General features: G+C 60.3%; 24 protein-coding genes. 10 read left to right on the top strand and 14 right to left on the bottom strand.

Translation table 11 applies throughout. From position 1 onward, the window contains the following. Positions 1-36: 36 nt before the first annotated feature. Positions 37-942: a 30S ribosomal protein S6--L-glutamate ligase gene (rimK, locus tag AC3WWR_RS03340; RefSeq protein WP_020795792.1), complete on the bottom strand. Its 906-nt coding sequence runs from the start codon at positions 940-942 to the stop codon at positions 37-39. Beyond that, on the bottom strand, positions 939-1,418 hold the full coding sequence (gene rimB / locus AC3WWR_RS03335) for a retropepsin-like aspartic endopeptidase RimB (RefSeq protein ID WP_008057587.1): 480 nt from the start codon (positions 1,416-1,418) through the stop codon (positions 939-941). Before rimB ends, rimK begins: the two co-directional genes overlap by 4 nt. 216 nt (positions 1,419-1,634) lie before the next feature. Here rimB and AC3WWR_RS03330 point away from each other — a divergent pair, with 216 nt between their 5' ends. From AC3WWR_RS03330 to AC3WWR_RS03320, 3 genes are all read left to right on the top strand, one after another. Then, positions 1,635-2,039, top strand: a complete 405-nt coding sequence (locus AC3WWR_RS03330) for an RNA-binding S4 domain-containing protein (RefSeq protein WP_020795790.1) — start codon at positions 1,635-1,637, stop codon at positions 2,037-2,039. Between the two features lie 213 nt (positions 2,040-2,252). Then, complete coding sequence (hslO, locus tag AC3WWR_RS03325) at positions 2,253-3,155, top strand: Hsp33 family molecular chaperone HslO (protein WP_033045428.1); 903 nt, start codon at positions 2,253-2,255, stop codon at positions 3,153-3,155. Between the two features lie 179 nt (positions 3,156-3,334). Continuing rightward, positions 3,335-4,876: a phosphoenolpyruvate carboxykinase gene (locus AC3WWR_RS03320; RefSeq protein ID WP_020795787.1), complete on the top strand. Its 1,542-nt coding sequence runs from the start codon at positions 3,335-3,337 to the stop codon at positions 4,874-4,876. 60 nt (positions 4,877-4,936) lie between these two features. Here the strand turns inward: AC3WWR_RS03320 and AC3WWR_RS03315 are convergent, their stop codons facing one another. The 3 genes from AC3WWR_RS03315 to AC3WWR_RS03305 form a co-directional block, all read right to left on the bottom strand. Further along, a complete protein-coding gene (locus AC3WWR_RS03315) occupies positions 4,937-5,791 on the bottom strand; it encodes a DMT family transporter (protein WP_042955235.1) in 855 nt (284 codons plus the stop codon). A 43-nt stretch (positions 5,792-5,834) separates the two neighbouring features. Beyond that, the gene (locus AC3WWR_RS03310; protein ID WP_020795785.1) at positions 5,835-6,188 is read right to left on the bottom strand and encodes a DUF1493 family protein; all 354 of its coding nucleotides are present in this window, start codon (positions 6,186-6,188) and stop codon (positions 5,835-5,837) included. Between the two features lie 96 nt (positions 6,189-6,284). Further along, the gene (locus tag AC3WWR_RS03305; RefSeq protein ID WP_110751885.1) at positions 6,285-6,578 is read right to left on the bottom strand and encodes a hypothetical protein; all 294 of its coding nucleotides are present in this window, start codon (positions 6,576-6,578) and stop codon (positions 6,285-6,287) included. A 383-nt stretch (positions 6,579-6,961) separates the two neighbouring features. Between AC3WWR_RS03305 and AC3WWR_RS03300 the strand changes: the two genes are divergently transcribed. The 3 genes from AC3WWR_RS03300 (at position 6,962) to AC3WWR_RS03290 (ending at position 10,832) form a co-directional block, all read left to right on the top strand. Further along, the gene (locus AC3WWR_RS03300) at positions 6,962-8,890 is read left to right on the top strand and encodes a RecQ family ATP-dependent DNA helicase (protein WP_492598455.1); all 1,929 of its coding nucleotides are present in this window, start codon (positions 6,962-6,964) and stop codon (positions 8,888-8,890) included. Positions 8,891-9,013: 123 nt separating this feature from the next. Then, entirely contained in the window at positions 9,014-10,240 is a 1,227-nt protein-coding gene (locus AC3WWR_RS03295; protein ID WP_033038757.1) for a 3-hydroxyacyl-CoA dehydrogenase, read from the top strand. 172 nt (positions 10,241-10,412) lie between these two features. Further along, positions 10,413-10,832 (top strand): acyl-CoA thioesterase, encoded by a 420-nt coding sequence (locus AC3WWR_RS03290; protein WP_020795781.1) that lies wholly within the window; start codon positions 10,413-10,415, stop codon positions 10,830-10,832. 64 nt (positions 10,833-10,896) lie between these two features. Here the strand turns inward: AC3WWR_RS03290 and AC3WWR_RS03285 are convergent, their stop codons facing one another. From AC3WWR_RS03285 to AC3WWR_RS03270, 4 genes are all read right to left on the bottom strand, one after another. Continuing rightward, positions 10,897-11,388 (bottom strand): glycine zipper domain-containing protein, encoded by a 492-nt coding sequence (locus AC3WWR_RS03285; protein ID WP_020795780.1) that lies wholly within the window; start codon positions 11,386-11,388, stop codon positions 10,897-10,899. 233 nt (positions 11,389-11,621) lie between these two features. Beyond that, the gene (locus tag AC3WWR_RS03280; protein ID WP_492598454.1) at positions 11,622-13,970 is read right to left on the bottom strand and encodes an FdhF/YdeP family oxidoreductase; all 2,349 of its coding nucleotides are present in this window, start codon (positions 13,968-13,970) and stop codon (positions 11,622-11,624) included. Further along, on the bottom strand, positions 13,967-14,806 hold the full coding sequence (fdhD, locus tag AC3WWR_RS03275) for a formate dehydrogenase accessory sulfurtransferase FdhD (protein ID WP_033044278.1): 840 nt from the start codon (positions 14,804-14,806) through the stop codon (positions 13,967-13,969). Before fdhD ends, AC3WWR_RS03280 begins: the two co-directional genes overlap by 4 nt. Positions 14,807-14,898: 92 nt before the next feature. Then, positions 14,899-15,786, bottom strand: coding sequence for a LysR family transcriptional regulator (locus tag AC3WWR_RS03270; protein WP_033044281.1), 888 nt, complete (start codon positions 15,784-15,786; stop codon positions 14,899-14,901). Between the two features lie 129 nt (positions 15,787-15,915). Here AC3WWR_RS03270 and lysM point away from each other — a divergent pair, with 129 nt between their 5' ends. Further along, on the top strand, positions 15,916-16,365 hold the full coding sequence (gene lysM, locus AC3WWR_RS03265; protein WP_020795775.1) for a peptidoglycan-binding protein LysM: 450 nt from the start codon (positions 15,916-15,918) through the stop codon (positions 16,363-16,365). Between the two features lie 100 nt (positions 16,366-16,465). Here the strand turns inward: lysM and yrfG are convergent, their stop codons facing one another. Then, positions 16,466-17,128 (bottom strand): GMP/IMP nucleotidase, encoded by a 663-nt coding sequence (gene yrfG, locus AC3WWR_RS03260; protein WP_492598453.1) that lies wholly within the window; start codon positions 17,126-17,128, stop codon positions 16,466-16,468. A 90-nt stretch (positions 17,129-17,218) separates the two neighbouring features. Between yrfG and nudE the strand changes: the two genes are divergently transcribed. Both nudE and cysQ read left to right on the top strand, forming a co-directional pair. Continuing rightward, positions 17,219-17,785: an ADP compounds hydrolase NudE gene (gene nudE, locus AC3WWR_RS03255; protein ID WP_020795773.1), complete on the top strand. Its 567-nt coding sequence runs from the start codon at positions 17,219-17,221 to the stop codon at positions 17,783-17,785. Then, the gene (gene cysQ, locus AC3WWR_RS03250) at positions 17,782-18,609 is read left to right on the top strand and encodes a 3'(2'),5'-bisphosphate nucleotidase CysQ (protein ID WP_020795772.1); all 828 of its coding nucleotides are present in this window, start codon (positions 17,782-17,784) and stop codon (positions 18,607-18,609) included. The genes nudE and cysQ overlap by 4 nt, the downstream gene beginning before the upstream one ends. An 84-nt stretch (positions 18,610-18,693) precedes the next feature. On the opposite strand, the gene AC3WWR_RS03245 is transcribed toward cysQ, so the two are convergent. The 4 genes from AC3WWR_RS03245 to rfbC form a co-directional block, all read right to left on the bottom strand. Further along, positions 18,694-19,149 carry a YiiD C-terminal domain-containing protein gene (locus AC3WWR_RS03245; RefSeq protein WP_020795771.1) on the bottom strand — a complete coding sequence of 152 codons (456 nt, stop codon included), beginning with the start codon at positions 19,147-19,149 and terminating at the stop codon, positions 18,694-18,696. A 40-nt stretch (positions 19,150-19,189) separates the two neighbouring features. Further along, a complete protein-coding gene (locus AC3WWR_RS03240) occupies positions 19,190-20,584 on the bottom strand; it encodes a sigma-54-dependent transcriptional regulator (protein ID WP_020795770.1) in 1,395 nt (464 codons plus the stop codon). Beyond that, positions 20,581-22,389, bottom strand: coding sequence for a sensor histidine kinase (locus AC3WWR_RS03235; RefSeq protein ID WP_033040185.1), 1,809 nt, complete (start codon positions 22,387-22,389; stop codon positions 20,581-20,583). The genes AC3WWR_RS03240 and AC3WWR_RS03235 overlap by 4 nt, the downstream gene beginning before the upstream one ends. A gap of 87 nt (positions 22,390-22,476) precedes the next feature. Next, entirely contained in the window at positions 22,477-23,022 is a 546-nt protein-coding gene (gene rfbC / locus AC3WWR_RS03230; protein ID WP_020795768.1) for a dTDP-4-dehydrorhamnose 3,5-epimerase, read from the bottom strand. A 186-nt stretch (positions 23,023-23,208) separates the two neighbouring features. Between rfbC and AC3WWR_RS03225 the strand changes: the two genes are divergently transcribed. After that, positions 23,209-26,121: an aminotransferase gene (locus AC3WWR_RS03225; protein WP_492598452.1), complete on the top strand. Its 2,913-nt coding sequence runs from the start codon at positions 23,209-23,211 to the stop codon at positions 26,119-26,121. Positions 26,122-26,164: the final 43 nt, after the last annotated feature.

Genomic DNA, 26,164 nt, shown 5'->3' with positions numbered 1-26,164 from the left:
ATTGTTCCCACGCAGAGCGTGGGAACGATCGGTGTGTTAACCCTTGCCTTTGGTCCGCGTCATGTTCGGCCCGCCGTTCTTCTCCAGATGCTCGATGATGATCCCCGCCACGTTCTTGCTGGTGGTGGTTTCGATCCCCTCCAAACCTGGCGACGAGTTCACCTCCATCACCAGTGGCCCGTGATTGGAGCGCAGGATATCCACCCCGGCCACGGCCAGGCCCATCACTTTCGCCGCGCGCAATGCCGTCATGCGTTCTTCCGGGGTGATCTTGATCAGGCTGGCGCTGCCACCGCGATGCAGGTTGGAACGAAATTCCCCGGGTTTGGCCTGGCGTTTCATGGCTGCAATGACTTTGTCACCCACCACGAAGCAGCGAATGTCGGCGCCGCCAGCCTCCTTGATGTACTCCTGAACCATGATGTTCTGCTTGAGGCCCATGAATGCCTCGATCACCGACTCCGCCGCCGTGGCGGTTTCGCACAGCACCACACCGATACCCTGGGTGCCTTCCAGCACCTTGATCACCAAGGGTGCACCGTTGACCATTTCGATCAGGTCGGGAATATCGTCCGGCGAGTGGGCAAAACCGGTGACCGGCAATCCGATGCCCCGACGTGACAGCAATTGCAGCGAGCGCAGCTTGTCCCGCGAGCGAGCAATGGCCACCGATTCGTTGAGTGGAAAAACCCCCATCATTTCGAACTGGCGCAACACCGCGCAGCCGTAAAACGTGACCGAAGCACCGATTCGCGGGATCACCGCGTCGAAGCCTTCCAGTGGCTTGCCGCGGTAGTGGATCTGCGGCTTGTGACTGGCAATGTTCATGTAGGCGCGCAGGGTATCGACCACCACCATTTCATGGCCGCGTTCGGTACCGGCTTCGACCAGGCGGCGGGTGGAATACAGACGCGGGTTCCGCGACAGCACAGCGATCTTCATGCAACACCTGTGGAGGAGGTAGATACCGGGAACACCGGCTTGTCTTGTACATATTTGATGCCGGGATTGACTACCAACTGGCCATCAATCAGGGCTTTGGAACCGAGCAGCAGGCGATAGCGCATGGATTTGCGGCAGGCGAGCGTGAACTCTACCCGCCAGACCCGATCGCCGAGGGCCAGGGTGGTGCTGATCACGTATCGCACCTGCGCATGACCGTTGGAGCTTTTAATGGTTTTTCTCGTCACCAGCGGTGCTTCGCAGCGGCGGTGACGCAGCTGCACCACCGTGCCCAGGTGCGCGGTGAAGCGCACCCACTGCTCGCCGTCACGGTCGAAAGTCTCGATGTCGGTGGCATGCAGGCTGGAGGTGCTGGCACCGGTGTCGATTTTTGCCCGAAGGCCCGCGACTCCCAAATCCGGGAGCGCCACCCACTCGCGCAGACCGACAACGGTCAAATGGTCAAATGTCTTCAAAGTTGCTCAACCGGTAGAAACCGCTCTGGCCGCACGCGGCCGAATTCGCGGTATTCACGCAGAATAATGGTTAAAAGGCGACAGATATCTACGGCCCGGATTTCCAGCCTCACGGGGAGGTTCTGGAATGTCTGCATTGTAATCCGAGACGGCGTAATTCTTGGTACGAGAGAAACGGTAGTACAGTTCATCAATATTTCAGGACGAGGAAATCCCATGGCACAAAAAAACGACGAGGATGACAAAGTCCGGCTGGATAAATGGTTATGGGCGGCGCGTTTTTACAAAACCCGTGCCTTGGCCAAGGCGGCGATTGAAAGCGGCAAAGTGCACTGCCGGGGTGAACGCTGCAAACCGGGCAAGGAGCCGCGCATTGGCGATGAATTTGTGATTCGCACCGGTTTCGAGGAGCGCACGGTGGTGGTCCAGGCGCTTTCGATCGTGCGCCGTGGTGCACCTGAAGCACAGACGTTGTACGCCGAAACCGAAGCCAGCATCGCCAAGCGCGAGAATGCCGCGGCCGAGCGCAAGGCAGGCGTCCTGGGCGTGAGCACCGATGGCAAACCGAGCAAGAAACAGCGGCGGGATCTGTTCAAGTTTCGTGGCAGCAGCAACGAATGATTGCCCCGGCCACCGATCGCGCCAGTCGGGCCAGGACTTGTAATTGCGCCTGTGCGTAGCCATATGAGGTAATTAGTCTGCCGAGCATGTGCCATTCGTCGTAAAGCGCGCACAGCCACCGGTCTCAAGGCCACAACCTGGCAGCCATACGCTATAGCCAAGGCGTAACCTCGTTCTGTAACCATTTTTGTCACCCATTCAGATACCAGACTTATGACCGACTTACCGGATAACGACTTCACCCAACGCTTCATCTTCGATGACAGCGACACCCGTGGCGAGATGGTTTCGCTGGAACTCAGCTACGCTGAAGTCCTGGCCAAACACGCCTATCCGGAGCCGGTTGCGCAACTGCTCGGCGAACTGATGGCGGCTGCGGCGTTGCTGGTCGGCACCTTGAAGTTCGATGGCCTGCTGATCCTTCAGGCCCGCTCCGAAGGCCCGATTCCATTGCTGATGATCGAGTGCTCCAGCGAGCGCGACATCCGTGGCCTGGCCCGTTACGAGGCTGACCGGATTGCCCCCGATGCCACCCTGGCCGACCTGATGCCGGATGGCTCGCTGACATTGACCATCGACCCGCAGCAGGGCCAGCGCTATCAGGGCGTCGTCGATCTGGACGGCGAAACCTTGTCCGACTGCTTCACCAACTACTTCGTCATGTCTCAGCAGATTGGCACTCGCATCAAGCTCTGTGCCGATGGCCGCCGCGCCCGTGGCCTGTTGCTGCAGCAGTTGCCCGCCGATCGCCTGAAAGACGAGGAAGAACGTGCTGCCAGCTGGCAGCACCTCACCGCGCTGGCCACCACGCTGACAGCCGATGAATTGCTGGGCCTGGACAACGAAACCGTGCTCCATCGTCTCTATCACGAAGAGCAGGTTCGTCTGTTCGATGTGCAGAAACTGCGCTTCCGTTGCAGCTGCTCGCGCGAACGTTCAGCCAATGCGCTGGTCAGTCTGGGTATGGAAGATGCGCAAAACCTGGTGCTCGAGCACGGCGGTAATATCGAGATCGATTGCCAGTTCTGCAACCAGCAGTACCTGTTCGATGCCGCCGATGTCACTCAATTGTTCGCTGGTGCGGGTGTTGAGACGCCGTCAGATACCCGGCACTAAAACGGTTCAGCGCAGGTAAATTCACTGGAAAGTACCGCAATAGCGCCGTTACGACGGGAGGGCCCTACTTTTTTTGGGCTTTTCTGGCATAATCCGGCCCACTTTTTTCGCGGTAGTAGTGCACGACTTTCTACTACAAAACGTTTGGAGCACTCGGCCACTGGCCGACGGGGAACCTCATGACGCAAGCCAATAACGCCGTGTACACCGATCTGAGTGTTGATGATCTGGTCAAAGAAGCCCTCAACCGCGGTGAAGGCGAGCTTGCCGATACCGGCGCACTGGTTGTACGTACCGGTCACCGTACCGGCCGTTCGCCAGTCGATCGTTTCATCGTTGATGAGCCAACCACCACGGGCGCCATCGCCTGGGGCCCGATCAACCGCAAGTTCCCGGCTGACAAGTTCGATGCCTTGTGGAACCGCGTCGAGGCGTTCAACAACGCGCAAGAGCACTTTGTTTCCCACGTGCATGTAGGTGCCGCTTCCGAGCACTACCTGGCCGTGAAGATGACCACCCAGACCGCTTGGCAGAACCTGTTCGGCCGTTGCCTGTTCATCAACCCGGCACAGTACAACCCGGCTGGCCGTGAAGAATGGCAAGTGCTCAACGTTGCCAACTTCGAATGCGTTCCAGAGCGTGACGGCACCAACTCCGACGGTTGCGTGATCATCAACTTCGCGCAGAAGAAAGTGCTGATCGCTGGCATGCGTTATGCCGGTGAAATGAAGAAAGCCATGTTCTCGGTGCAGAACTTCCTGCTGCCGGCTGCCGACGTACTGCCAATGCACTGCGCCGCCAACATCGGCGAAGAAGGCGACGTGACCCTGTTCTTCGGTCTGTCGGGTACCGGCAAGACCACCCTGTCCGCTGACGAAAGCCGTTACCTGATCGGTGACGACGAGCACGGCTGGGGCGAGGGCGTGGTGTTCAACATCGAAGGCGGTTGCTATGCCAAGTGCATCGACCTGTCCGAGAAGAACGAGCCGGTTATCTGGAAAGCCATCAAGCACGGTGCAGTCCTGGAAAACGTCGTGATCGACGACGCCAAGCACGCCGACTACGCCGATGTCAGCCTGACCCAGAACAGCCGCGCCGCCTACCCGCTGGAGCACGTTGCCAAGCGTTCCGAGAAGAACCTCGGTGGCGAGCCAAACGCAGTGATCTTCCTGACCTGCGACCTGACCGGCGTTCTGCCGCCAGTGTCGATCCTCAACGAAGAACAAGCGGCCTACCACTTCCTGTCCGGCTACACCGCGCTGGTGGGCTCGACTGAAATGGGTTCGGGCAGCGGCATCAAGTCGACCTTCTCCACCTGCTTCGGCGCACCGTTCTTCCCGCGTCCGGCTGGCGAATACGCAGAGCTGCTGATCAAGCGCATCCGCGGCTTCGGCTCCAAGGTCTACCTGGTCAACACCGGCTGGACCGGCGGTGGCTACGGCGTCGGCAAACGCTTCAACATCCCGACCACTCGCGCGGTGATCGCAGCGATCCAGAGCGGCGCGTTGATCGGTGCCGAGACCGAGCACCTGGACACCATCAACCTCGACGTGCCAGTGGCCGTACCGGGCGTTGAGACTGGCCTGCTGAACCCACGTAACACCTGGGCCGATAAAGCCGCCTACGACGAAGCCGCCAAAGCACTGGCCGGCCTGTTCATCGAGAACTTCAAGAAGTTTGAAGTGAGCGACGCGATCAAGGCTGCCGGTCCTAAGTTGTAAGCGCTGGATTGAAGCCATGAAAAAGCCGCCCTTCGGGGCGGCTTTTTTTTGCGCGGCGTTTCAGGTTTTCAGATGCAGGACAAACGCCCCCACCAACACCAGCACAACCCCTGACACCTGCACCTTACCTAGGCGCTCCTTGAAAAAAACATACCCCAGGATCGCCGCAATCCCGCCAGACAATGTACTGATCACCGTCACCACTGAAACCGAGCCTGCCACAGCACCCCAGGCAAATGATGAAAACCCGCCGAGGTTCATCAGGCTGGCACCGGTCAGTGTCAGGCAATTTTTAAGCGGCGGGAATTTCAGGCCGTCGTCGATTCTGAGCACGATGCCTACCAGCACGATCAGCCCGACAAGATACGCGAGCCAGAGCATCGTCACCGGTCCGAGTACTGGCAGGACAAAACGTCCCTGCAGCCAGAAACTGGTGCCGTAGAACACCGCCGCCAGCAGCGCATAGGCAATGGAACTGCTCGCCTGCGTGCTGTGTGGCACCTTCGGGTCGGAATGCATGCTGGAGAGGACCACGCCAATGACGCACAGGGCGATGCACAGTAACTGCAGCAGGCTGATCTGCTCACCGCCAGCCCAGGACAGCAACGTGGTCACTACGCCGTAGGAGGTCACCAGCGGGGCGACGATGGAAGCTTTACCCAGGGCGAAGGCCTTGGACAAGGCCAACGCACCAGACACGGTCAGCACAGCGGCAGCGACGCCGATCAGCCAGACATCAAGCGGTGCGGCCATGGACCGGAGAATGAATACGGGGAAGACGATCAGCAGCAGGCTCATGATCGTAAATCCCAGCGCCTGACCGAAATACACGGCACGTTTGACGCCAACCGCTCGGGCGTTCAAGCCCACCAGAAAATCCGTACCGCCCCACAGCAAGGCGGCTAGCAAGCCCATCAATACGTCCACGCAATTTCCTTATTGTTATGCGCCGCGGACACTACAGGCCTTCGAGCTCCCGGGTGTCCCAGCGTTGATCCTTGATCGCTCGGTAGAGCATGCCGATGGTCAATGGTTCCTTCTTGCCGCGACCCTTGGCCTTACGCTTGAGAAAGACATCGTAGCCCTCGGGGTGAAAGTAGCGATAGCTGTCGTAGTCGACGAAATCGATGGCGAAGTGCTCTTCAAGGGTTTCGATCAAGTGTTGTGCATCGGCACCGTTGCAGCCGAGGTCGAAGTTAATCGAGGTGGTGAGGCTGATCGTTTTGCGTTCGGGGAGGCCGAGTTCTTCGTGCAGTAGCTGGATGAGTAGGTGAAGGGTGGGGTCGTCGGGGAGGTTGGGGGCGAGGTTCATTGCTGGGTGTCCGGGTGGGCTTGAACAGATCTTATGGGTCGTTGGACTGGAGTGGAAGGATTGAAACCGACGCTCATCCCGCAGAACCCGTTCACTTCAGGAAACGGTGGTTTTGAGCAGGCGTTGCCGGGCGATGTCGAGCAGGTCGTTGCCATCCTGGGTCAGCAGATACAACGCATTGACGATGTTCGGAATGTCGCTGGCGTCGGCTTGTTTGAAGCACAGGCAATACAGGGTTTCCAGCAGGTCGCTGGCGGCACGGATGCGTTGGCGGGCGGCGTCGAGGATTTCCAGGGGGTCGGCCTCGGTGTCGATCACCAGCACTGGGGTTTCACTGTTACTGGACTTGAGCAGGTGATAGCGGTCAGCCAGTGGATCTGTGGTGTTCATCAAAGTGGGTCCTGTGCGAAATCGGCAAGTGTGCCCGGCAGGCCGAGACACTTTTTCAGCCGCGCCGAAAACTATAGGAGGGTGCGTGGCCATGCGACAAGACGGCGTTGATGGACAGGTTTTGTAGGGTATTTACCGTTTTTTGAGGATGGGACTACGTTGGCGCTGGTTTTCGTGCGCGAAACGATTAGAGGTAAAAATGCCTACAGGAGTGTCCGGCGTTGTTGGGTGAGTCTCGGTAGGGAGGGCAACAGAAGCTGTAGGATTTTTCGACATCAACACGCTGTATCATCCCGTATCGTTTTTGCCCCCGACCTTTTCTCGACTCGCTGCGATCGCCGGCTAGGCTTTGCTCATCGCAGCAGTCAACGGAGTGACAGCTTATGCACAACACCCTGGAACAGGTTTTCGGTTATCCACAGTTTCGGCCCGGCCAGGAGGCAGTGGTCAGCGCGGTGTTGGCGGGGCGCTCGGCGGCGGCGATTTTCCCCACCGGTTCCGGCAAGTCCCTTTGCTATCAGTTGTCGGCGGTTCTGTTGCCGCACCTGACGCTGGTGGTCTCGCCATTGCTGGCGTTGATGCAGGATCAGTTGGCGTTCCTGCAACGCCACGGCATTGCCGCGGGCAGTATCGATTCGGCCCAGAGTCGCGACGACGCCAGCGATGTCATGGCCCGTGCCAAGTCCGGCGAACTGAAAATCCTTATGGTCTCCGTGGAGCGCTTGAAGAACGAGCGTTTTCGTAATTTCCTACAGCAGGTGCCGATCTCGCTGCTGGTAGTGGACGAGGCGCATTGCATCTCGGAATGGGGGCACAACTTTCGCCCGGACTACCTCAAGCTTCCGGACTATCAGCGCCAGTTCAACATCCCCCAGGTGTTGTTGCTGACCGCCACGGCGACCCCGAAAGTGATCGCCGACATGCAGGCGAAATTCTCCATCGAACCTGCGGATGTAGTGACCACTGGCTTTTATCGGTCGAACCTCAATCTGTGGGTGGAGCCGGTTCGCAGCCAGGATAAGCGCAGGCGCCTTGTGGAATGGATGAGCCAGCGACCCGGGCAGCCGAGCATTGTCTACGTCACCCAGCAGAAAACCGCCGAGCACATTGCTGAACATCTACTGCGCAATGGCATTCAAGCTGAGGCCTATCACGCCGGTTTGCCCCACGAACAGCGCGAAGGCATCCAGAAGCGCTTCATGGGCGGACAGTCCAATTGCATCGTCGCCACCATCGCCTTCGGCATGGGCATCGACAAGAGCGACATCCGTAACGTGGTGCATTTCGACCTGCCCAAGTCCATCGAAAACTACAGCCAGGAAATCGGCCGTGCCGGGCGTGACGGGCAGCCATCTGACTGCCTTGTGCTGGCCAATCGCGACAGCCTCAACGTGCTGGAAAACTTCGTCTATGGCGACACGCCTGAACAGGACGGTATCCGCTATGTGCTCGACGAGATGCAGGTCGCCGCGCCCGAGGGGCAGTGGGAGTTTCTCCTGGGGCCTCTGGGGGACCAAAGCAACATTCGCCAGCTACCGCTCAAGACCTTGCTGGTTCAACTGGAGCTTCGTGGCTTGATCGCCCCGCGTTATGCCTACTACGCCGAATACCGCTTCAAATATCTGCAGGAGCCTGAGGCATTGCTGGCTCGCTTCGAGGGCGAGCGCAGGGATTTCGTCGCGGCGATCATCCAGACGTCCACCCGTGCACGTACCTGGGCTACGGTAAATTTCGATGCGTTGTATGAACAGCACCGGGCCGAGCGCAGTCGGGTGGTGAAGGCCCTGGATTATTTCCAGGAAAAGGGCTGGGTCGAGCTTGAAAGCAAGCAGATGACCGAGGTCTACAGCCTGTTGCAAACCGATTTCGACAGTGCCGTGTTGAGTGAAGAGCTGCACGCCGGTTTCAGACGGCATGAACAGACCGAGATTGCGCGGATTCACGCCATGCTGGACCTGTTCGCTACCGATCGCTGTCTGGGCTATCGCCTGGCCGAGTATTTCGGCGACGAAAATGTGCCCCGCCAGTGCGGGCACTGTTCGGTTTGCCACGGGCAGGTGGCGCGGCTGCCTGCACCGCCGGCGTTACCGGCGCTTGTGGATAAAAACTTCGAGGCACTGTGTGCTGATTTTATCCACAGGCATGAACAACACACAGGGAAGGCGCCGTCGGCTGAGCGCGTGACACGGTTCTTGTGCGGGATCAGCGTGCCGCTGTTTACCAAGCTCAAGGTGCGGACGATTTCGGGATGTGCGGCGTTGGAGGATTATCCGTATGCCGAGGTTCGTGAGTGGGCGCAGGCACACCTCTAAATCGGTGTCTGGCGGAGCGGCATCCATCCGCTGAATGTCGCTCATCACAGGAATAAATTTCAAAAAGGCGCGGCGGCTGACTATGGTGAGGGCTGTCTTCGGATCGCCAACAAGAGAATAATCATGAGCCAGACACCGTTCAATATTCAGCGCGCAGCCGTCATCGGCGCGGGCACCATGGGCCGCGGCATTGTCATGTGCCTGGCCAACGCCGGGGTAGCGGTACAATGGGTCGATAACAATCCGCAGATGCTTGAACAGGCACTGGTCACTGTGTCGGACACCTATGCCCATAGTGTTCGACAGGAACGCATCGACCAGGTCGAGGCCGATGCCCGCATCGCTCGGGTCACGGCGGCCGCTGATTATGCGGCTATCCGTGACGTCGACTTGGTCATCGAAGCCGTCTACGAAAACCTCGAGCTCAAGCAGTCAATCTTCCGCGAACTGGACGGCCTGCTAAAACCTCAAGCCATTCTGGCGAGCAACACCTCTGCTCTGGACATCGACGCCATTGCCGCGGTGACTGGCCGACCACAGCAGGTCCTGGGCCTGCACTTCTTCAGCCCGGCGCACATCATGAAGCTGCTGGAAATCGTCCGTGGTGCCCAGACTGCACCGGCGGTCATCGATGCCGCGCTGGCGCTGGGCAAGCGCATGGGCAAGGTCAGCGTGGTGTCGGGCAATTGCGACGGCTTTATTGGCAATCGCATGCTAAACACCTACGTGCTGGAAGCCCGCAAAATGCTGCTTGAGGGCGCTTATCCCTATCAGGTCGATGCGGCGCTGCAAGGCTTTGGCTTCGCCATGGGACCATTCCGTATGTTCGATGTGGTTGGCGTCGACCTGCAATGGCGCGCTCGGCAACTGTCCGGTGTGGGGCAGGATGCACCAGAGGTACAGGTGGATAACCGTCTGTGCGAGCAGGGCCGTTTCGGTCAGAAGAGCGGCGACGGCTACTACCACTACGAGCCGGGCAGTCGCCAGGCTGAGCACGACCCGCTAGTCGATGCATTGGTGTTGGAAGTCAGCGAAGGGCTGGGTTTCCATCGCCGTGAAATCAGCCCGGAGGAAATTCTGGAACGCTGCTTGCTGGCATTGGTCAACGAGGGTGCGAAGATCCTTCAGGAGGGCATCGCCGGATCGGCTCACGACATTGATCTGGTGTACCTCAATGGATACGGATTCCCGGCGGACAAGGGTGGTCCAATGGCCTGGGCGGATCAGCAAGGGTTGGCGGACATTCATCAACGCCTGCTGGCGCTTGAGACCCGCCAGGGTGATCACTGGCGCCCGGCGCGGTTGATTGGTGAGTTGGCGGCGGCAGGTAGAGGGTTTGCGGACAAGTGATTGATGTGGTGCCTGCGAGGGCGCCATCGCGAGCAGGCTCGCTCCCACAGTTGATCTTCAGTGAACCCAAATTTTATGTACGACTAAGATCCCTGTGGGAGCGAGCCTGCTCGCGAAGAACGATAACGCGGTTTCACCTTAGACTGGCGAACACACTCAGGAATCCACACCGATGCCCCAACGCTGCGACTATCCGCACTTCCAACCCATCACCACACGCTGGCACGACAACGATGCCTACGGTCACGTCAACAATGTCACCTACTACAGTTTTTTCGACACGGCGGTGAACACCTACCTGATCGAAGTCGGTGGCCTGGATATACACGATGGCGAGGTAGTGGGTTTCGTGGTGAGTTCAGCCTGCGACTACTTTGCTTCCATCGCCTTCCCGGACCGGATCGAGGTCGGCTTGCGGGTCGGCAAGTTGGGCAACAGCTCGGTGCAGTACGAGTTGGCAGTGTTCAAGCAAGGGGAAGACGAGGCCTGCGCAGCCGGACGCTTCGTGCATGTGTTTGTCGACCGGGCATCGAATCAGCCGGTGGCGATTCCGGCCGGGTTGCGTAACGCATTGGAGTGTCTGGTGGTTTAAACCAGGCAAAAAAAATCGCAGCCCTCGGGCTGCGATTTTTATCTGTCAGTGAACCCTTTCGGGATCAGTGACGATGGCGGTAGTACTTGTGATGCTTGCGATGGCCATAGGCATGACCGCGACCTGGGTGGCCGTCACGGTAGTAACGACGATCATCATGACCACGGTAGCGACGATCATCATCGTCGTCATCATCGGCCTTGTTGCCCATGTAGTTGCCCAGCGCGCCACCGGCGCCGCCGCCTGCTGCGGAGCCGATCAGGCTGCCCGTGGTGCCGCCCATGCTGCGACCGACCACGTTACCGCCTGCTGCGCCCAACGCACCGCCAATGGCCGCTTCGCCACGGCTGCGTTTGTCTGCGCCAACTGCGCTACCACCCGCGCCACCCAGGGCCGCGCCGATAGTGGAACCTGTACTGCCGCCAAGCGATTGGCCGACGACTGAGCCCAAAACCCCGCCCAATGCGCCGCCCACACCTGCTTCGGTGGTGCCGCCAGCGGAGGCCATGCCACTGACCAGGCCAAGGGACAACAAGAGAATCGAGGAGAACTTCATGGAGGAACCTCAAGGGGATGACGACGCGATCCTGAGGCCGTGTAAGGAGTGTGACAATCGAAATCCGACGAGTAACACGACTTCAGCACATTTCTATAAGTTACTGTTTTTTGGGCGGAACTTAATGGTTTTTCGCCGGTCTTTTATTACTTCGGATAGGCCGTTTTCATGAGAAAACGGCCTTTTTTGTGGGCGTTTGGAAATTGTTTTGCCGGCGATCTTTTGATTTTGCTTTAAGCAGACTTTGCCATGATCAATCCGGTCTCACTCGCCGCTTCCAGCCGGATCGCCACGAACTTGGATGTCGGTGTATGGCTGCCATCCCCGGTGCTTTCCAACGGCACCAGCGGGTTCACTTCCGGATAGTACGCCGCCGCTTGCCCCGCTGGAATATCAAATGACAGCAGCGTGAAGCCTTTCACCCGGCGCTCAAGTCCGTCATCCCAGATTGAAACGATATCGGCCTTCTGCCCCGGCTTGAAGCCCAGGCGAATGATGTCGGCTTCGTTGACAAACAGCACGTCACGCTGCCCCTTCACTCCGCGATAACGGTCATTGAGGCCATAGATCGTGGTGTTGTACTGATCGTGGGAGCGCATCGATTGCATGATCAGGTCCGGCAACACACCGGTAGCACGGGTGCGCTCATGCACCAGGTCCTTGGGCAACGCATTTGGGCGGAAATTGGCCCGGCCTGATGCAGTGTTCCACTTGCGCGCACCGGCGCTGTTGCCCAGGTAGAACCCGCCCGGGTTCTTGACTCTCTCGTTGAAGTCCTTGAAGCCGGGAATGGTATCGGCAATCAAGTCGCGGATGCGGCTGTAGTCTGCCACCAGCCAGTTCCAGTCCACTGGCTGGTGGCCCAGCGTGGCTGCCGCGATGCCTGCCAGGATCGCTGGCTCCGAACGCATCTGCTGCGAGAGCGGCTCCAGCTGGCCATTGGAGGCGTGGACCATGCTGAACGAGTCTTCGACGGTCACCGCTTGAGGACCTTGGGTTTGCCGGTCGATATCGGTCCGGCCCAGGCACGGCAGGATCAGGGCGTCTTTACCGTGAGTCAGGTGGCTGCGGTTGAGCTTGGTGCTGATCTGCACGGTCAGGTCGCAGTTACGCAGGGCCTGGAAGGTGCGCGAGCTGTCCGGAGTGGCTTGGGCGAAGTTGCCGCCCAGGCCGATGAAAACCTTGGCCCGACCTTCGGCCATGGCATGAATCGCCTCGACCACGTTGTGGCCGTTTTCGCGCGGCACCTTGAACTGGAAGCGTCGTTCAAGGGCATCGAGGAACGCCGTGGGTGGCCGTTCGTTGATGCCCATGGTCCGGTCGCCCTGCACGTTGCTGTGGCCACGCACCGGGCACAGGCCGGCGCCCGGCCGACCGATGTTGCCGCGCAGCAACATCAGGTTGGCGATTTCCTGGATGGTCGCTACCGAATGGCGATGCTGGGTGATCCCCATGGCCCAGCACATGATGACGTTCTTGCCCTTGGCGTACATGCGCGCCGCTTGCTCGATTTCCACCAGAGGCAGGCCGGATTGCTCGACGATCTGTTGCCATGGGGTGTCGTCGATGGCGGCCAGGTAGTCCAGGACATTGACACTGTGTTCATTGAGGAAGGCGTGATCGAACACCGCAGGCTCGCCCGCTTTCTGTGCGTCGCGCTCCCATTGCAGCAGGAATTTGGCCATGCCACGCATGATCGCCATGTCGCCGCCCAATGCCGGTCGGAAGAACGCGGTATTGGTCGGTTTGTCGCCGTTGGTAAGCATTTCAATCGCGTGTTGCGGGTGCTGGAAGCGTTCCAGGCCGCGCTCTTTAAGCGGGTTGATGCATACCACCTGGGCGCCGCGTTTCACTGCCTCTCGCAACGGTTCGAGCATCCGTGGATGGTTGGTGCCGGGGTTCTGGCCCCAGACGAAAATGGCATCGGCGTGTTCGAAATCGTCGAAGGTGACGGTGCCTTTGCCGACGCCGACACTTTGCGCCAATGCCACGCCGCTAGCCTCGTGGCACATGTTCGAACAATCAGGGAAGTTGTTGGTGCCGTAGGCGCGCACGAACAGCTGGTACAAAAAGGCTGCTTCGTTACTGGCCCGGCCCGAGGTGTAGAACTCGGCCTGATTCGGGCTCGACAAGCCGTTCAGATGTTTGGCGATCAGCGCAAAGGCGGCGTCCCAACTGATCGGCTTGTAGCGGTCGGTCTCTGCGTCATAGCTCATCGGCTCGGTCAGCCGACCCTGATACTCAAGCCAGTAGTCGCTTTGTTCGAGCAACGACGTGACGCTGTGCCTGGCGAAAAACTTGGCATCGACGCGGCGCTTGGTCGCTTCCCAGTTCACCGCCTTGGCGCCGTTCTCGCAGAACATCACCATGCCGCCTTCATTGGAATCGCCCCAGGCGCAACCGGGGCAGTCGAAGCCGCCGTTCTTGTTGGTCTTGAGCATCATGCGCAGGTTTTTCAGCGCGTTGTCGCTGGTCAACCAGGCCTGGGCGACACTGATCAGTGCGCCCCAGCCTCCGGCGGCGCCTTTGTATGGCTTGTATCGAGGAACGGGTGTCTGGTCGGCTTGACGGTGTTGACTCACGCTTGGTTCTCCAACGCTGGGCTGTAGACCCGCGGCGCATTCTTTTGTGGCAGATGAATGAGATTGAGGTTGTGGCGACGGGCCCATTGCACGGCGAGCCCGGTGGGCGACGATAGGCTGACCAGCGTCTGGATGCCGGCGCGCAAGACTTTCTGGATCAATTCGAGGCTGCATCGACTGGTGACAATCGCCAGTCCGCCAGCCGTCGAAATGTTTTGGCGGACCAAGCCGCCGATCAATTTATCCAGCGCGTTGTGCCGGCCGATATCTTCGCGACCCAGCAACAGTTGGCCTTGGTCGTTCATGAACACGGCCGCGTGCACCGCCCCGCAGTGTTGGCCAAGCGGCTGGAACGCGCCGATGCGCTGGCGCAGGCCCTCCAGCCATTCAGCCGGTGGCAGGGGCGCGCCGGGCAATACTTCGAGCTCGGGCAATGCCTGCTCCACCGCTTCAACACCGCAAAGGCCGCAACCGCTGGTACCGGCCAGCTGCCGACGCTGTTGCTTGAGGTTCCAGAACGCGCGATTGGCGATGGTCACCTGCGCGTACTGCGCTGAGCCCGAGCCGCTGAGTTGCAGGTCATAGATATCCGAGGCGTCCTGGATAATGCCGCTGCCCAGGCTGAAGCCGACGATGAAATCTTCAAGGTCGGTGGGCGTCACCAGCATCACCGCCTGGCTGATGCCGTTAAAGGCAATCGCCAGTGCGACTTCCTCGGCCAGCGCGGTGCTGGCTGACTCCGTGTGCTCAAGGTTGCTGTAGCTGTAGGTGTGGCTGGCGGCGGGCGCAGGCGTTTCGAGGGCAGGCGCCGCGCAGGCTGGGCGCTTGGCGTTCATGGCATCACCGAGGGATTGATCAGCTTTAAGACTAGGCGCGGCAACTTGCCACGTCTAATCGCTATTACTGATCTGCCGATAGATGCCGTCGATCAAGCGCCAATCAGTGATTGTTGATAAACCGCGAAACACGCTTCAGCCAAGGCCGAACGTGGCGCGCTGCGACGCATGATCAGGCCCAGCCGGCCAAGGGTTTGGGCGTTTTCGATCGGTTGCAGGCGCAAATGCTCGGTCAGCCCTTCCAGTCCACCGTCCAACGGCATCACCGCGCAGCACAAGCCGCCATGCACAGCTTGTAACAGTTGATGCACGGCATCGGTTTGCAACAAAGGCTGTGGGTTGAGGCCGCGGCTGTGGAAGTTGTGGTCGATGGATTGGCGAAAGTGCATGCCGCTGGTGAGCATGCCCAGCGGCAACTCGATCAACGATTCCCAGCTCAGCGGTGCTTCGCCAAAGGTAAAGAAGCGCTGATCGTAGAGCAGGCCCATGCGGGTTTCACTGAAGGCGAAGGAGTCAAAGCGCTCGGCATCCAGGCGTTCGAGGTAGGACACGCCGAGGTCCAGGCGATTGTTCGCCAGTTGTTCGAGGATCTGTTCGGAGCTCAGTGCCGAGAGTTCAAAGCGCAGGTTCGGGTGTTCTGCGTGCAGGCGCTGCAGCAGCGGCAACGGATCGAAGCTCGACAGCGGCACCACGCCCAGGCGCAAGGTGCCGACCAGATTGCCGCGACAGGCCGCCGCCTCGGCGTACAAGCCGTCATAGGCGGCCAAGACGGTGCGCGCCCAAGCCAGCACCCTCTCGCCAGGTGCAGTAAAGCCTTCAAAGCGCTGGCCGCGATTGACCAGCGGCAGATCGAGTTCCTCCTCGAGGCTGCGCAGACGCATGGACAGGGTCGGCTGGGTAATATGGCAGCGTGCGGCGGCTTGGCCGAAATGGCGGGTTTCATCCAGAGCGATGAGGAATTTCAGCTGCTTGATGTCCATCTTCGCTCCAGGGTGCGGGAAGGGGTCGATTCTAGCGCAAGCGGCGTCATTGGTCGGTTTGGATTGGCAAACGGCTGCCGTGGTCTAGGCTTTTGCGTCTGGAACCCGAAACCCAAGGAGAGCGAAACGATGAGCCTGTTCAGTTTTCTCAAAGAAGCCGGTGAAAAAATCCTCGACGCGTTGACGCCGGACAAGGCTGAAGCCAATAGCGAGGCATTGACCAAGCATGTGCAGAGTGCGTTGACGGGGATCGATACTTCCAAGATTCAGGTGAAGGTCGAGGGCGATAAGGTCATCGCCAGCGGCGAAGCGAAGACGCAGGAAGAAAAGGAAAAAATTCTCCTGACGCTGGGCAACGTGGCGGGTGTCAGCGGTGTTGAAGACCAGATCACCGTGACCGGTCCAGTGGTCGTGGCCGCGAAGTTTGTCGTGGTCGAGAAGGGCGACACCTTGAGCGCCATTTCCCTGCGCGTGTACGGCAATGCCAACCTGTACAACAAAATCTTCGAAGCCAACAAACCGATGCTCAAGGATGTGAACAAGATCTATCCGGGGCAATCGTTGCGTATTCCTGAATAATGTGAGGCCCTGTAGGAGCTGCCGAAGGCTGCGATCTTTTGACTTTGATCTTTAAAAACAAGATCAAAAGATCGCAGCCTGCGGCAGCTCCTACAGGAAATCAAAGGCCGGTTATCAAATCCCGATAGTCCTCGACCGCCGCAAACTCCGCCGTGTCCTTGGGCCCTTTGCGGCTATCCGGTTCCTTCACCGCCAGCAGATGCCCCACGCCGAACTCCCGGGCACTGCGCAGGATCGGCAGTGTGTCGTCGATAAACAGGCTGCGCGCCGGGTCGAAGTCGATGTCGGCCTGCAAGGCATCCCAGAACTGCGGGTTTTCCTTGGGGAAACCGTAATCGTGGGAGCTGATCAAACGCTCGAAATACGGCGCCAGCTCGATTCTTTCCAGCTTCAATGACAGCGAATCGCGATGCGCATTGGTGATCAGCACCACACGCTTGCCTGCACGCTTGATCGCCGCCAGGAAGATGTCCGCATCCGGGCGCAAGGCGATCAGATGAGCCGTTTCCAGTTTCAGCTCGCGCACGGGTAGTTTCAGTTCGGTACTCCAGAAATCCAGGCAGTACCACTGCAGCTGACCGGCATTGCGTTCAAATAACGGCTGCAGTTCCAGTTCGGCCATTGCCCGGCTCACCCCGTGCAGTTCGGCATAACGCTGGGGCAAGTGCTCCAGCCAGAAATGGTTGTCGAAGTGCAGGTCCAGCAGCGTGCCGTCCATGTCCAGCAGAACGGTATCGATGTCGTGCCAGGGCAGCAGGGACATAAAAACTTCTCCAACGGTAAAAAAAGGTATCCGGGGACAACAATCAGGATAGGCCGGGTATAGTAACCCGCTATCGCCCAGGAGCCGCTCATGCGCCAGAAACCCACCATCCTCGCCCGCGAGATTGTCGCCACCAGCCGTTTGTTCTGCGTCGAGGAGCTGAAGCTGCGTTTTTCCAATGGCGTGGAGCGCACCTATGAGCGATTGGTCGGCAAGGGCGCAGGCTATGGTGCCGTGATGATCGTGGCGATGCTCGATGCCGACCATGCCGTATTGGTCGAAGAGTACTGCGGCGGTACCGATGCATACGAATTATCCCTGCCTAAAGGCTTGATCGAGCCAGGCGAGGACGTTTTGGCGGCAGCCGAGCGCGAGCTCAAGGAAGAGGCAGGTTATGGGGCGCGACAGTTGGAACATCTGACCGAGCTGTCGTTGTCACCTGGTTACATGAGCCAGAAAATCCAGGTGGTGTTGGCCACTGACCTGTACGAAGAGCGCCTGGAAGGTGACGAGCCGGAGCCGATGGGCGTGGACAAGATCAACCTGCGCGAATTGTCGGCCCTGGCGCAGAACCCGAAGTTCACCGAAGGCCGTGCCTTGGCGGCGTTGTACCTGGCCCGTGACCTGCTGACCCAGCGCGGGGTGTTCCAGCCATGAATTTTCCCCATCCGTTGATGGCGCCGGTGGTCGAGCTGGCATTGAAGGCCGGCGAGGCGATCTTGCCGTTCTGGCGCGTCGGCACGGCCGTGACTGCCAAGACTGACGATTCACCCGTGACTGCCGCAGACATGGCTGCTCATCATCTGATTCTGGCCGGGCTGACGGCGCTTGATCCGAGTATTCCGGTGTTGTCCGAAGAAGACGCCAACATCCCGCAGAGTGTTCGCGCCAGTTGGCAGCGCTGGTGGTTGGTCGATCCGTTGGACGGGACCAAGGAATTCATCAGCGGCAGCGAAGAGTTCACCGTCAACATCGCGTTGATCGAGCAGGGGCGCGTGGTATTCGGCGTGGTGTCGATGCCGACTAACGGGCGTGTCTATGTCGGTGGTGCCGGTTTCGGCGCGTGGCGTTGCGATCAGGGGGGTACGCCCGTGGCGATTTCGGTGCGTGATGTACCGGGCCCCGGCCAATCGTTCACCGTGGTGGCCAGCCGTCGCCATTCCAGTCCACAGCAGGAACGCTTGCTGGCCGGATTGAGCGCCAGCCTGGGTGAACTGGAACTGGCCAGTATCGGCAGCTCCCTGAAATTCTGCCTGTTGGCCGAGGGGGCGGCGGATTGTTATCCGCGGCTGGCGCCGACTTCGCAGTGGGACACGGCGGCGGCGCAAGGCGTGCTGGAAGGGGCGGGTGGCGAGGTGCTGGATCTCAATGGCGCACCGTTCTGCTATCCGGCGCGGGAATCGCTGCTGAACGAATTTTTCCTCGCACTGCCGGCCAAGGCTGCATGGCGGGAGAAACTGTTGGCGCTGGCTCGAGATTAAAATCAAAAGATCGCAGCCTGCGGCAGCTCCTACGGGTATACACATAACCCCTGTAGGAGCTGCCGCAGGCTGCGATCTTTTGATTTACCGGTGCAACACGTATTGCCCGACAAACTTCACCGCATCCTCATCGCTACCCGCGTTCACCACCCGCGTGTGCAGGACCAGCCGCGCCCGTCCGTATCGCTGATACATCGCCAGGAATTTCTTCCACACCTGCGCACCCGGCGCCTGGCAAATGGCATGTGCATCCCCTGTCACCGGCAGCGGGTAGTGGATCTGCCCTTCCTGAATAACGATGTGTCCGTCGGTTATCCCTTCTTCTTTGAGGCGCAAATGCAGCCAGCCCCAACCGGCCAGTACCGCGCCACAATACAGGCTGCCGCCGAACATGGTGCTCTTGTGATTGACGTTAGCGTCCAGCGGCAAGTACAGGCGCAGTTGTTGATCGTGCCAGTCGAGCACCTTGAGGCCCATGTCCCGGGTGAGGGGAATGTCGTGGTGGAGGACGGATTCCAGTTGACGACTGTCGCGGCTCATTCAGGGGCCTCTTGTTTGCAGTGGATAAGTGGGCGGCGGCTCAATCGAGGTCGTCGCTATGGGTGGCGGTGCCACTATCGGCGAAGCTCAGGCCGTGCTTGCGCAATTTGTCATGCAAGGTCTTGCGTGGAATGCCGAGCGCTTCGGCGACGCTGCGCACTGAACTGTGCGAGCGCGCCAGTTCGGCGGCAATCAGGGTTTTTTCGAAGTTTTCCACTTGCTCGCTCAACCCGCCGCTGACCATTTCTACCGTCGTGCCAACCGTGCCTTGCACCTCATTGTTGTCCAGCGCCAGTTCCAGGCCCAGGGCGAAGCGTTCGGCAGCATTCTGCAGTTCGCGCACGTTGCCGGGCCAGGCGTGACGCAACAGCAGGGCGCGTTGTCCGGGTTGCAGTTCATGGGGCGGCAAGCCATGGCGGGCGCTGGCTTCATCGGCGAAATGCTGGAACAGCACCAGCGCGTCTTCACCGCGTTCGCGCAGCGGTGGAATGCGCAATGGCGCGACGTTCAGGCGATAGTACAAGTCGGCGCGGAATCGGCCCTGATCGGCGGCCTGGCGCAGGTCTTCCTTGGTGGCGGCGATGATGCGGATGTCCAGCGGGATCAGTTGATTGCCGCCCAGGCGTTCGACCACCCGCTCCTGCAGCAAGCGCAGCAATTTCACCTGGACGTCCAGGCTCATGCTTTCGATCTCATCGAGAAACAACGTGCCACCGTTGGCAAATTCGAACTTGCCGATGCGGCGTTTCTGCGCGCCCGTGAAAGCGCCGGGCTCATGCCCGAACAACTCGCTTTCGACCACCGACTCGGCCAGCGCTCCGGCGTTGATCGCCACGAACGGACCACTGCGCCGACTCGACAGGTCATGCAAGGCTCGTGCAACCACTTCTTTACCGGCCCCGGTCTCGCCGAGGATCAGCACGTCTGCCCGAGTTGCCGCCAAGGCGCCGATTTGCTCGCGCAGACGCAGCATCGAGGGCGACTGCCCGACCAGACGCGTGCTCAATTCATTGCGATCGCTCAGGGCCAGGCGCAGGCTGCGGTTGTCCAGCACCAGTCGGCGCAAGGCCAGGGCACGGCGCACGCTGTCGAGCAGCGCATCGCTGGCGAAGGGTTTTTCCAGAAAATCATAGGCACCGGCGCGCATGGCTTGCACCGCCAGCGGCACATCGCCGTGGCCGGTGATCAGCAGCACCGGCAGTTCCGGATCCTGGGCGTGGAGCTCGGTCAGCAGTTCGATGCCGTCCATGCCCGGCATGCGGATATCGCTGACGACCACGCCTGGCCAGTCGCGCTCCAGTTGTGCGGCCAGGCCCTTGGCTTCGGCCAGCGGCAGAATCTTCAGGCCGGCGAGGTCCAGGGTCTGGCTCAAGGCCTGGCGCAGGTGGGGATCGTCGTCGATCAACACGACCTGGATGCGGTTGTCGATGGTCATGCACTTCGGTCCTCGGACGGTTGCAGGCTCACACCCGGTGCACCTGCGCGCAGTTTCAGGGTAATCAGGGCGCCGCCCTCCTTGTGGTTGGCGAACGACAGTTCGCCGCCGAAGGCGCGCATCAGGGTCTCGCATATCGCCAGCCCCAATCCAAGCCCCTGGGTACGGGTCTTGGTGGTGTAGAAGGGCTCGCTGGCGCGGCCCAGGGCCTCCAGGCAGAAACCGGGGCCGTTGTCGCGAATGTACAGGTTGACGCCTTCGCCCGTGGATTGGGCACTCAGCCAGAGTTTACGCGGCGGACCTTTTTCCGTCAGGGCATCGAGGGCGTTGGCCAGCAGGTTGCCCAGCACTTGGCGCAGGCGGGTTTCTCCGGCCTCGACCCACAACGTGGCGGCGGGCAAGTCGCGGATCAGTTCGACTTCCATACTGCGTCGACGCTTGGCCAACAAGGCCAGGGCATCGTCCAGCGCTGGCTGCAGGGCGACGCTTTCCGGAGCGTGGCGGTCGCGCCGGGCAAAGGCGCGCAGGTGAGCGATGATCGACGCCATGCGTCCGGTCAGTTCGCTGATCAGCTTGAGGTTGCCACGGGCATCGTCGGTGCGCTCGTGGTCGAGCAACACTTCGGCGTTTTCCGCGTAGCTGCGGATGGCTGCCAGCGGTTGGTTGAGCTCGTGGCTGATGCTCGCCGACATCGTTCCCAGCGCCGAGAGCTTGCCGGCCTGCACCAGGTCATCCTGGGCGCGAACCAGTTCTTGCTGGGCCTGCTCGCGCTCCAGCACTTCCTGTTTGAGTCGGCGGTTGAGACCCTCAAGGTCGCTGGTACGTTCAGCCACCCGGCCTTCCAGTTCGCGCCGGGCCTTGGCTTCGAAGGCGATGCGTTCCAGGTAATGACGGCGGCGTTGCATCATCAGGCCGAGCAACAGCATCAACACCAGCAGCGTCGCGCCACCGATGGCGACTACCGTGCGCACCGGACGATCGATCAGGGTGCGCGGGGCGAGGATGCTGACGTTCCAGCCGGTTTCCGCGATCGGCTGAGTCTGGGTCAACCAGGCGTTGGGATTGAGCTTGAGCGGCTTGGGTTCGCGGGTGGGGTAGGGCTGGATCGCGGTGATGGCCTTGCGCTCTTCTTCGCTCAACTCACGGGTCGAACGAAAGCGCCATTCCGGCCGCGAAGTGAGGATGACCACGCCGTTGTGATCGGTCAGCAGCAGTTGCTCCGGGGTTTTGCCCCATAGGCTTTCGGTGTGGTCGAGGTCGACCTTGACTACCAGCACGCCGATGATTTTTTCGCCCTCTCGCACGGCAGCGGCGAAGAAGTAGCCCCGTTTGGCGGACGTGGTGCCCAGCCCGAAAAATCGTCCGAGCCGCCCGGCCATGGCTTCGCTGAAGTACGGCCGGAAGGCAAAGTTGCGGCCGACGAAACTGTCGTGCTTGTCCCAGTTGGAGGCGGCCAGGGTCTTGCCCGTCGTGTCCATCAGGTACATGACTTCGGCGCCGGTCTGGGTGCTGATGTTCTTCAACAGGCGATTGGCGTTGCCCTGGGTGACACCATCGTCTGGCGCGCCAAGCACGGCGCGCAAGGCCGGCAGGTCGCCGAGGATCTGCGGCAGTACTTCATAACGGTGCAGGGTGCCCAGCAGGTTGGCGACGTAGAGATCGAGGGTCTGGCGATTCTGCCCAGCCAATTCGCTGCGGTAATAGCGCTCGGCCAGGTGCTCCAGCGGCCACAGTAAGGGTGCCAGGCACAGTGCGAGCAGGGCCAGGCTGCGCCAGCGGGGTCTGCGGGGAAGGGTTGGAGTCATGAGCATCGAGCGCCTGTGGGTACAGGTGCATTATGCCTAGGCTTGCCGACGCAGTCTGCGCACCTTGCGGCCGGTGCGAGCGGTGTGTCAGTCGAAGACGTCGGCATCCTTGAAAAATGCCGCGGCCTGGTCCCTGGCCGACAGTTGCGGCGCAGTATCGAGCGGCCAGTCGATGGCCAGGTCGGGGTCGTCCCAGCGAATGCTGCGTTCGGCCGATGGGTTGTAGTACTCAGTGGTTTTGTACAAAACCTCGGCGAACTCACTCAACACCAGGAAACCGTGGGCGAAACCCTTGGGAATCCACAGTTGGCGATTGTTCTGCGCAGAAAGACGCACGGCTACCCACTGGCCGAAATGTGGCGAGCTGCGCCGCACATCAACAGCCACATCAAGGATTTCCCCGGCACAGACCCGAACCAGTTTGTCCTGGGTATTCTCAAGTTGGTAATGCAGCCCGCGCAGCACGCCTTTTTGCGAGCGCGAATGGTTGTCCTGAATGAATTGAGTGCTCAGGCCAGTGGCTTCCTTGAAAACCTTCGCATTGAAACTTTCGTAGAAAAAACCACGATCGTCACCGAAAACCTTGGGCTCGATGATCAAAACACCGGGCAGGTCGGTGGTCACAACATTCATGGGTTTCTCCAACGATGGGCATTGATGGTCGCCATTCTTGCCCAGAGTGCCTGTAAGGGCGAGTGTCGTGTGCTTTTTTCTTCGAAGTTGACCGATCCAGCCGCTTGCCAGCCGGCTGAAGGGGGGTTGCGTATCGCCCCGAGCAGTGGCGATATAGGCGCCTAATAAAATTTCAGGGGTCGTTGTATGCCGCTCGCCACGTTGATTCATCGCGCCAGTTTGCCCAGTCCGCAAGTCTCTGCCGAGCAAGCGCTTGAGCTTTTGCAGGCGCATTACGGGTTCGACGGAACGTTGCAGGCCCTTGGCAGCCAGCAGGATCTGAACTTTCGCGTCGACAGTGCTCAAGGGCGTTTTGTCCTGAAAATATGCCGGGGAGACTATTCGGCGCTGGAGTTGCAAGCCCAGCATGCCGGGCTCAAGCACCTGGCTGAGCATCCGGATGTGCACGTACCGCGTGTGATCGCGGCGAAAAACGGGGCGGACCTGTTGTCCCTGGAGGTCGCTGGCCAAGCGGTGCATGTGCGTTTGCTGGACTACATCGAGGGACAGTCCCTGACGCACCTCGAGCATTTCAATCGAACGGTGGTCGCCGGTTTCGGGCGGCTGTGCGGTGAAATGGACCTGGCACTGGCGGATTTTGAACATCCGGGGCTGGTGCGAACCCTGCAATGGGACGCGCGTCACGCCCACGCATTGATCGCGCATTTGTTGCCGGTGATCAAGGATGAAGCCCAGCGCCGACTGATCGTTGAAGCGTCCGAGCAGGCCGAGCGCCATTTGTTGCCGCTGCAAGACAAGTTGCCGGTGCAAGCCATTCACATGGACATCACCGACGATAACGTGGTGTGGCAGCGCGATGCGCAACGCCATTGGCAACTGCAAGGTGTGATCGATTTCGGCGACTTGATCCGTACCTGGCGCATAACCGACCTGTCGGTGACCTGTGCAGCATTGCTGCACCATGGTGAAGGTGATCCGTTCTGCATTTTGCCAGCGGTGCAGGCGTATCACGCGGTCAATCCGTTGCAGCATGAAGAGCTGCTGGCGCTGTGGCCGCTGATCGTCGCCCGCGCGGCGGTGTTGGTGCTCAGTGGTGAACAACAGGTGAGCATCGATCCGGGCAATACCTATAGCCGCGACAACCTGGTCCACGAATGGGAGATCTTCCGTGTGGCCACGTCGGTGCCATTGGCGCTGATGGAAGCGGCCATCCTGTCGGCTGTCGGGCAGAGCCTTCCGGGCATTGGCAGCGAAGGCTTCGCCCCGCTGCTGCCGAGCCTGGTGGGGCGTGAGTTTGCGTTGATCGACCTGGGCGTGCTCAGCCCGCATTTCGAGGCCGGTAACTGGGAGCAGGCAGGCATCGATCAACGCCTGTTGGATGAGGCCGCCGCTGTCCACGGCCTGGTGGCCAGTCGTTATGGGCAATACCGTTTGTCACGCACGCGCCCGGACACGGCCGGCGAGCCGGACACCTGCCCTCTGCACGTCGAATTGCGCGTACCCCATGGCACGACCGTCGAAGCGCCGTTCGCCGGGGTGGTGCACCAGCCGATGCCCGGGGTGCTGCAACTGGACGGTCCGCAACTGAGCGTGCGGCTGTGGGGTGTCACGCCATCGCTGCATAGCGGCGCGGCGCTGGTCAAGGGCCAGGTGCTGGGCTCGGTCAGCGGGCCGTTGATCGTGCAGCTGTGCCGAGGGGCTTCGTTCAGCGCGCCGTTGTTTTGCACACCTTCACGAGCCGCCGCATGGCAAGCGCTGTGCCCATCGCCCGCGATGCTTCTGGGGTTGGCTTGCGATGCGCAGGAGGAACTCGATTCACAGACCTTGCTGGCACGCCGCGGCGCCAGTTTCGCCCGCACGCAAAAACACTATTATGTCGACCCGCCGCGCATCGAACGCGGCTGGCGCAACCACCTGATCGACATGCAGGGCCGTTCTTACCTCGACATGCTCAACAACGTCGCGGTACTCGGCCACGGCCATCCGCGCATGGCGGCAGTCGCCAGCCGCCAGTGGTCGTTGCTCAACACCAACTCGCGGTTCAACTATGCCGCCGTGGCCGAGTTCTCCGAGCGCCTGCTGAAATTGGCGCCCGAGGGCATGGACCGGGTGTTCCTGGTCAACAGCGGCAGCGAGGCCAACGACCTGGCCATTCGCCTGGCATGGGCCTATAGCGGCGGGCGCGACATGCTCAGCGTGCTGGAGGCCTATCACGGCTGGACCGTAGGCGCGGATGCGGTATCGACTTCGATCGCCGACAACCCCAAGGCCTTGAGCAGCCGCCCGGACTGGGTGCACCCGGTGACCGCGCCGAACACCTATCGCGGTGAATTCCGCGGCCCTGACAGCGCGCCGGACTACGTGCGCAGCGTCGAACACAACTTGGCGAAAATCGCCGGGCAAAATCGTCAACTGGCCGGGTTCATTTGCGAACCGGTATACGGCAATGCCGGTGGCATCTCGCTGCCACCGGGTTATTTGCAGCAGGTTTACACAATGGTTCGTGCCCAGGGCGGCGTGTGCATCGCCGACGAAGTGCAAGTGGGTTATGGGCGCATGGGGCATTTCTTCTGGGGCTTTGAAGAGCAGGGCGTGGTCCCGGACATCATTACCATGGCCAAGGGCATGGGCAACGGCCAGCCACTGGGCGCGGTGATCACCCGCCGGGAAATCGCCGAAGCGCTGGAGGCCGAGGGGTATTTCTTTTCGTCCGCCGGTGGCAGCCCGGTCAGTTGCCAGATCGGCATGGCGGTGCTGGATGTGATGGAAGAGGAAAAACTCTGGGAAAACGCCCAGGTTGTTGGCGGGTACTTCAAGGAGCGGCTTGAAGCGCTGATCGATATTCATCCGTTGGTTGGCGCCGTGCACGGCTCCGGGTTCTATCTGGGGGTGGAATTGATCCGCAACCGTGAAACCCTGGAACCGGCCACCGAAGAAACCACCGCGCTGTGCGATCGCTTGCGAGAGCTGGGGATTTTCATGCAACCGACGGGCGATTACCTCAACGTGCTGAAGATCAAGCCACCGATGGTCACTTCGCGCCAGAGCGTGGATTTCTTCGTGGACATGCTCTCGAAGGTGCTAAGCGAAGGACTGTAAGTATCACCGCTAATCCCCTGTAGGAGCTGCCGCAGGCTGCGAT

This window comes from Pseudomonas sp. EB271-G4-1 (assembly GCF_058791355.1).
Note: the sequence above shows the minus strand (reverse complement) of the source record. Positions and strands in the feature narration are given on the sequence as shown.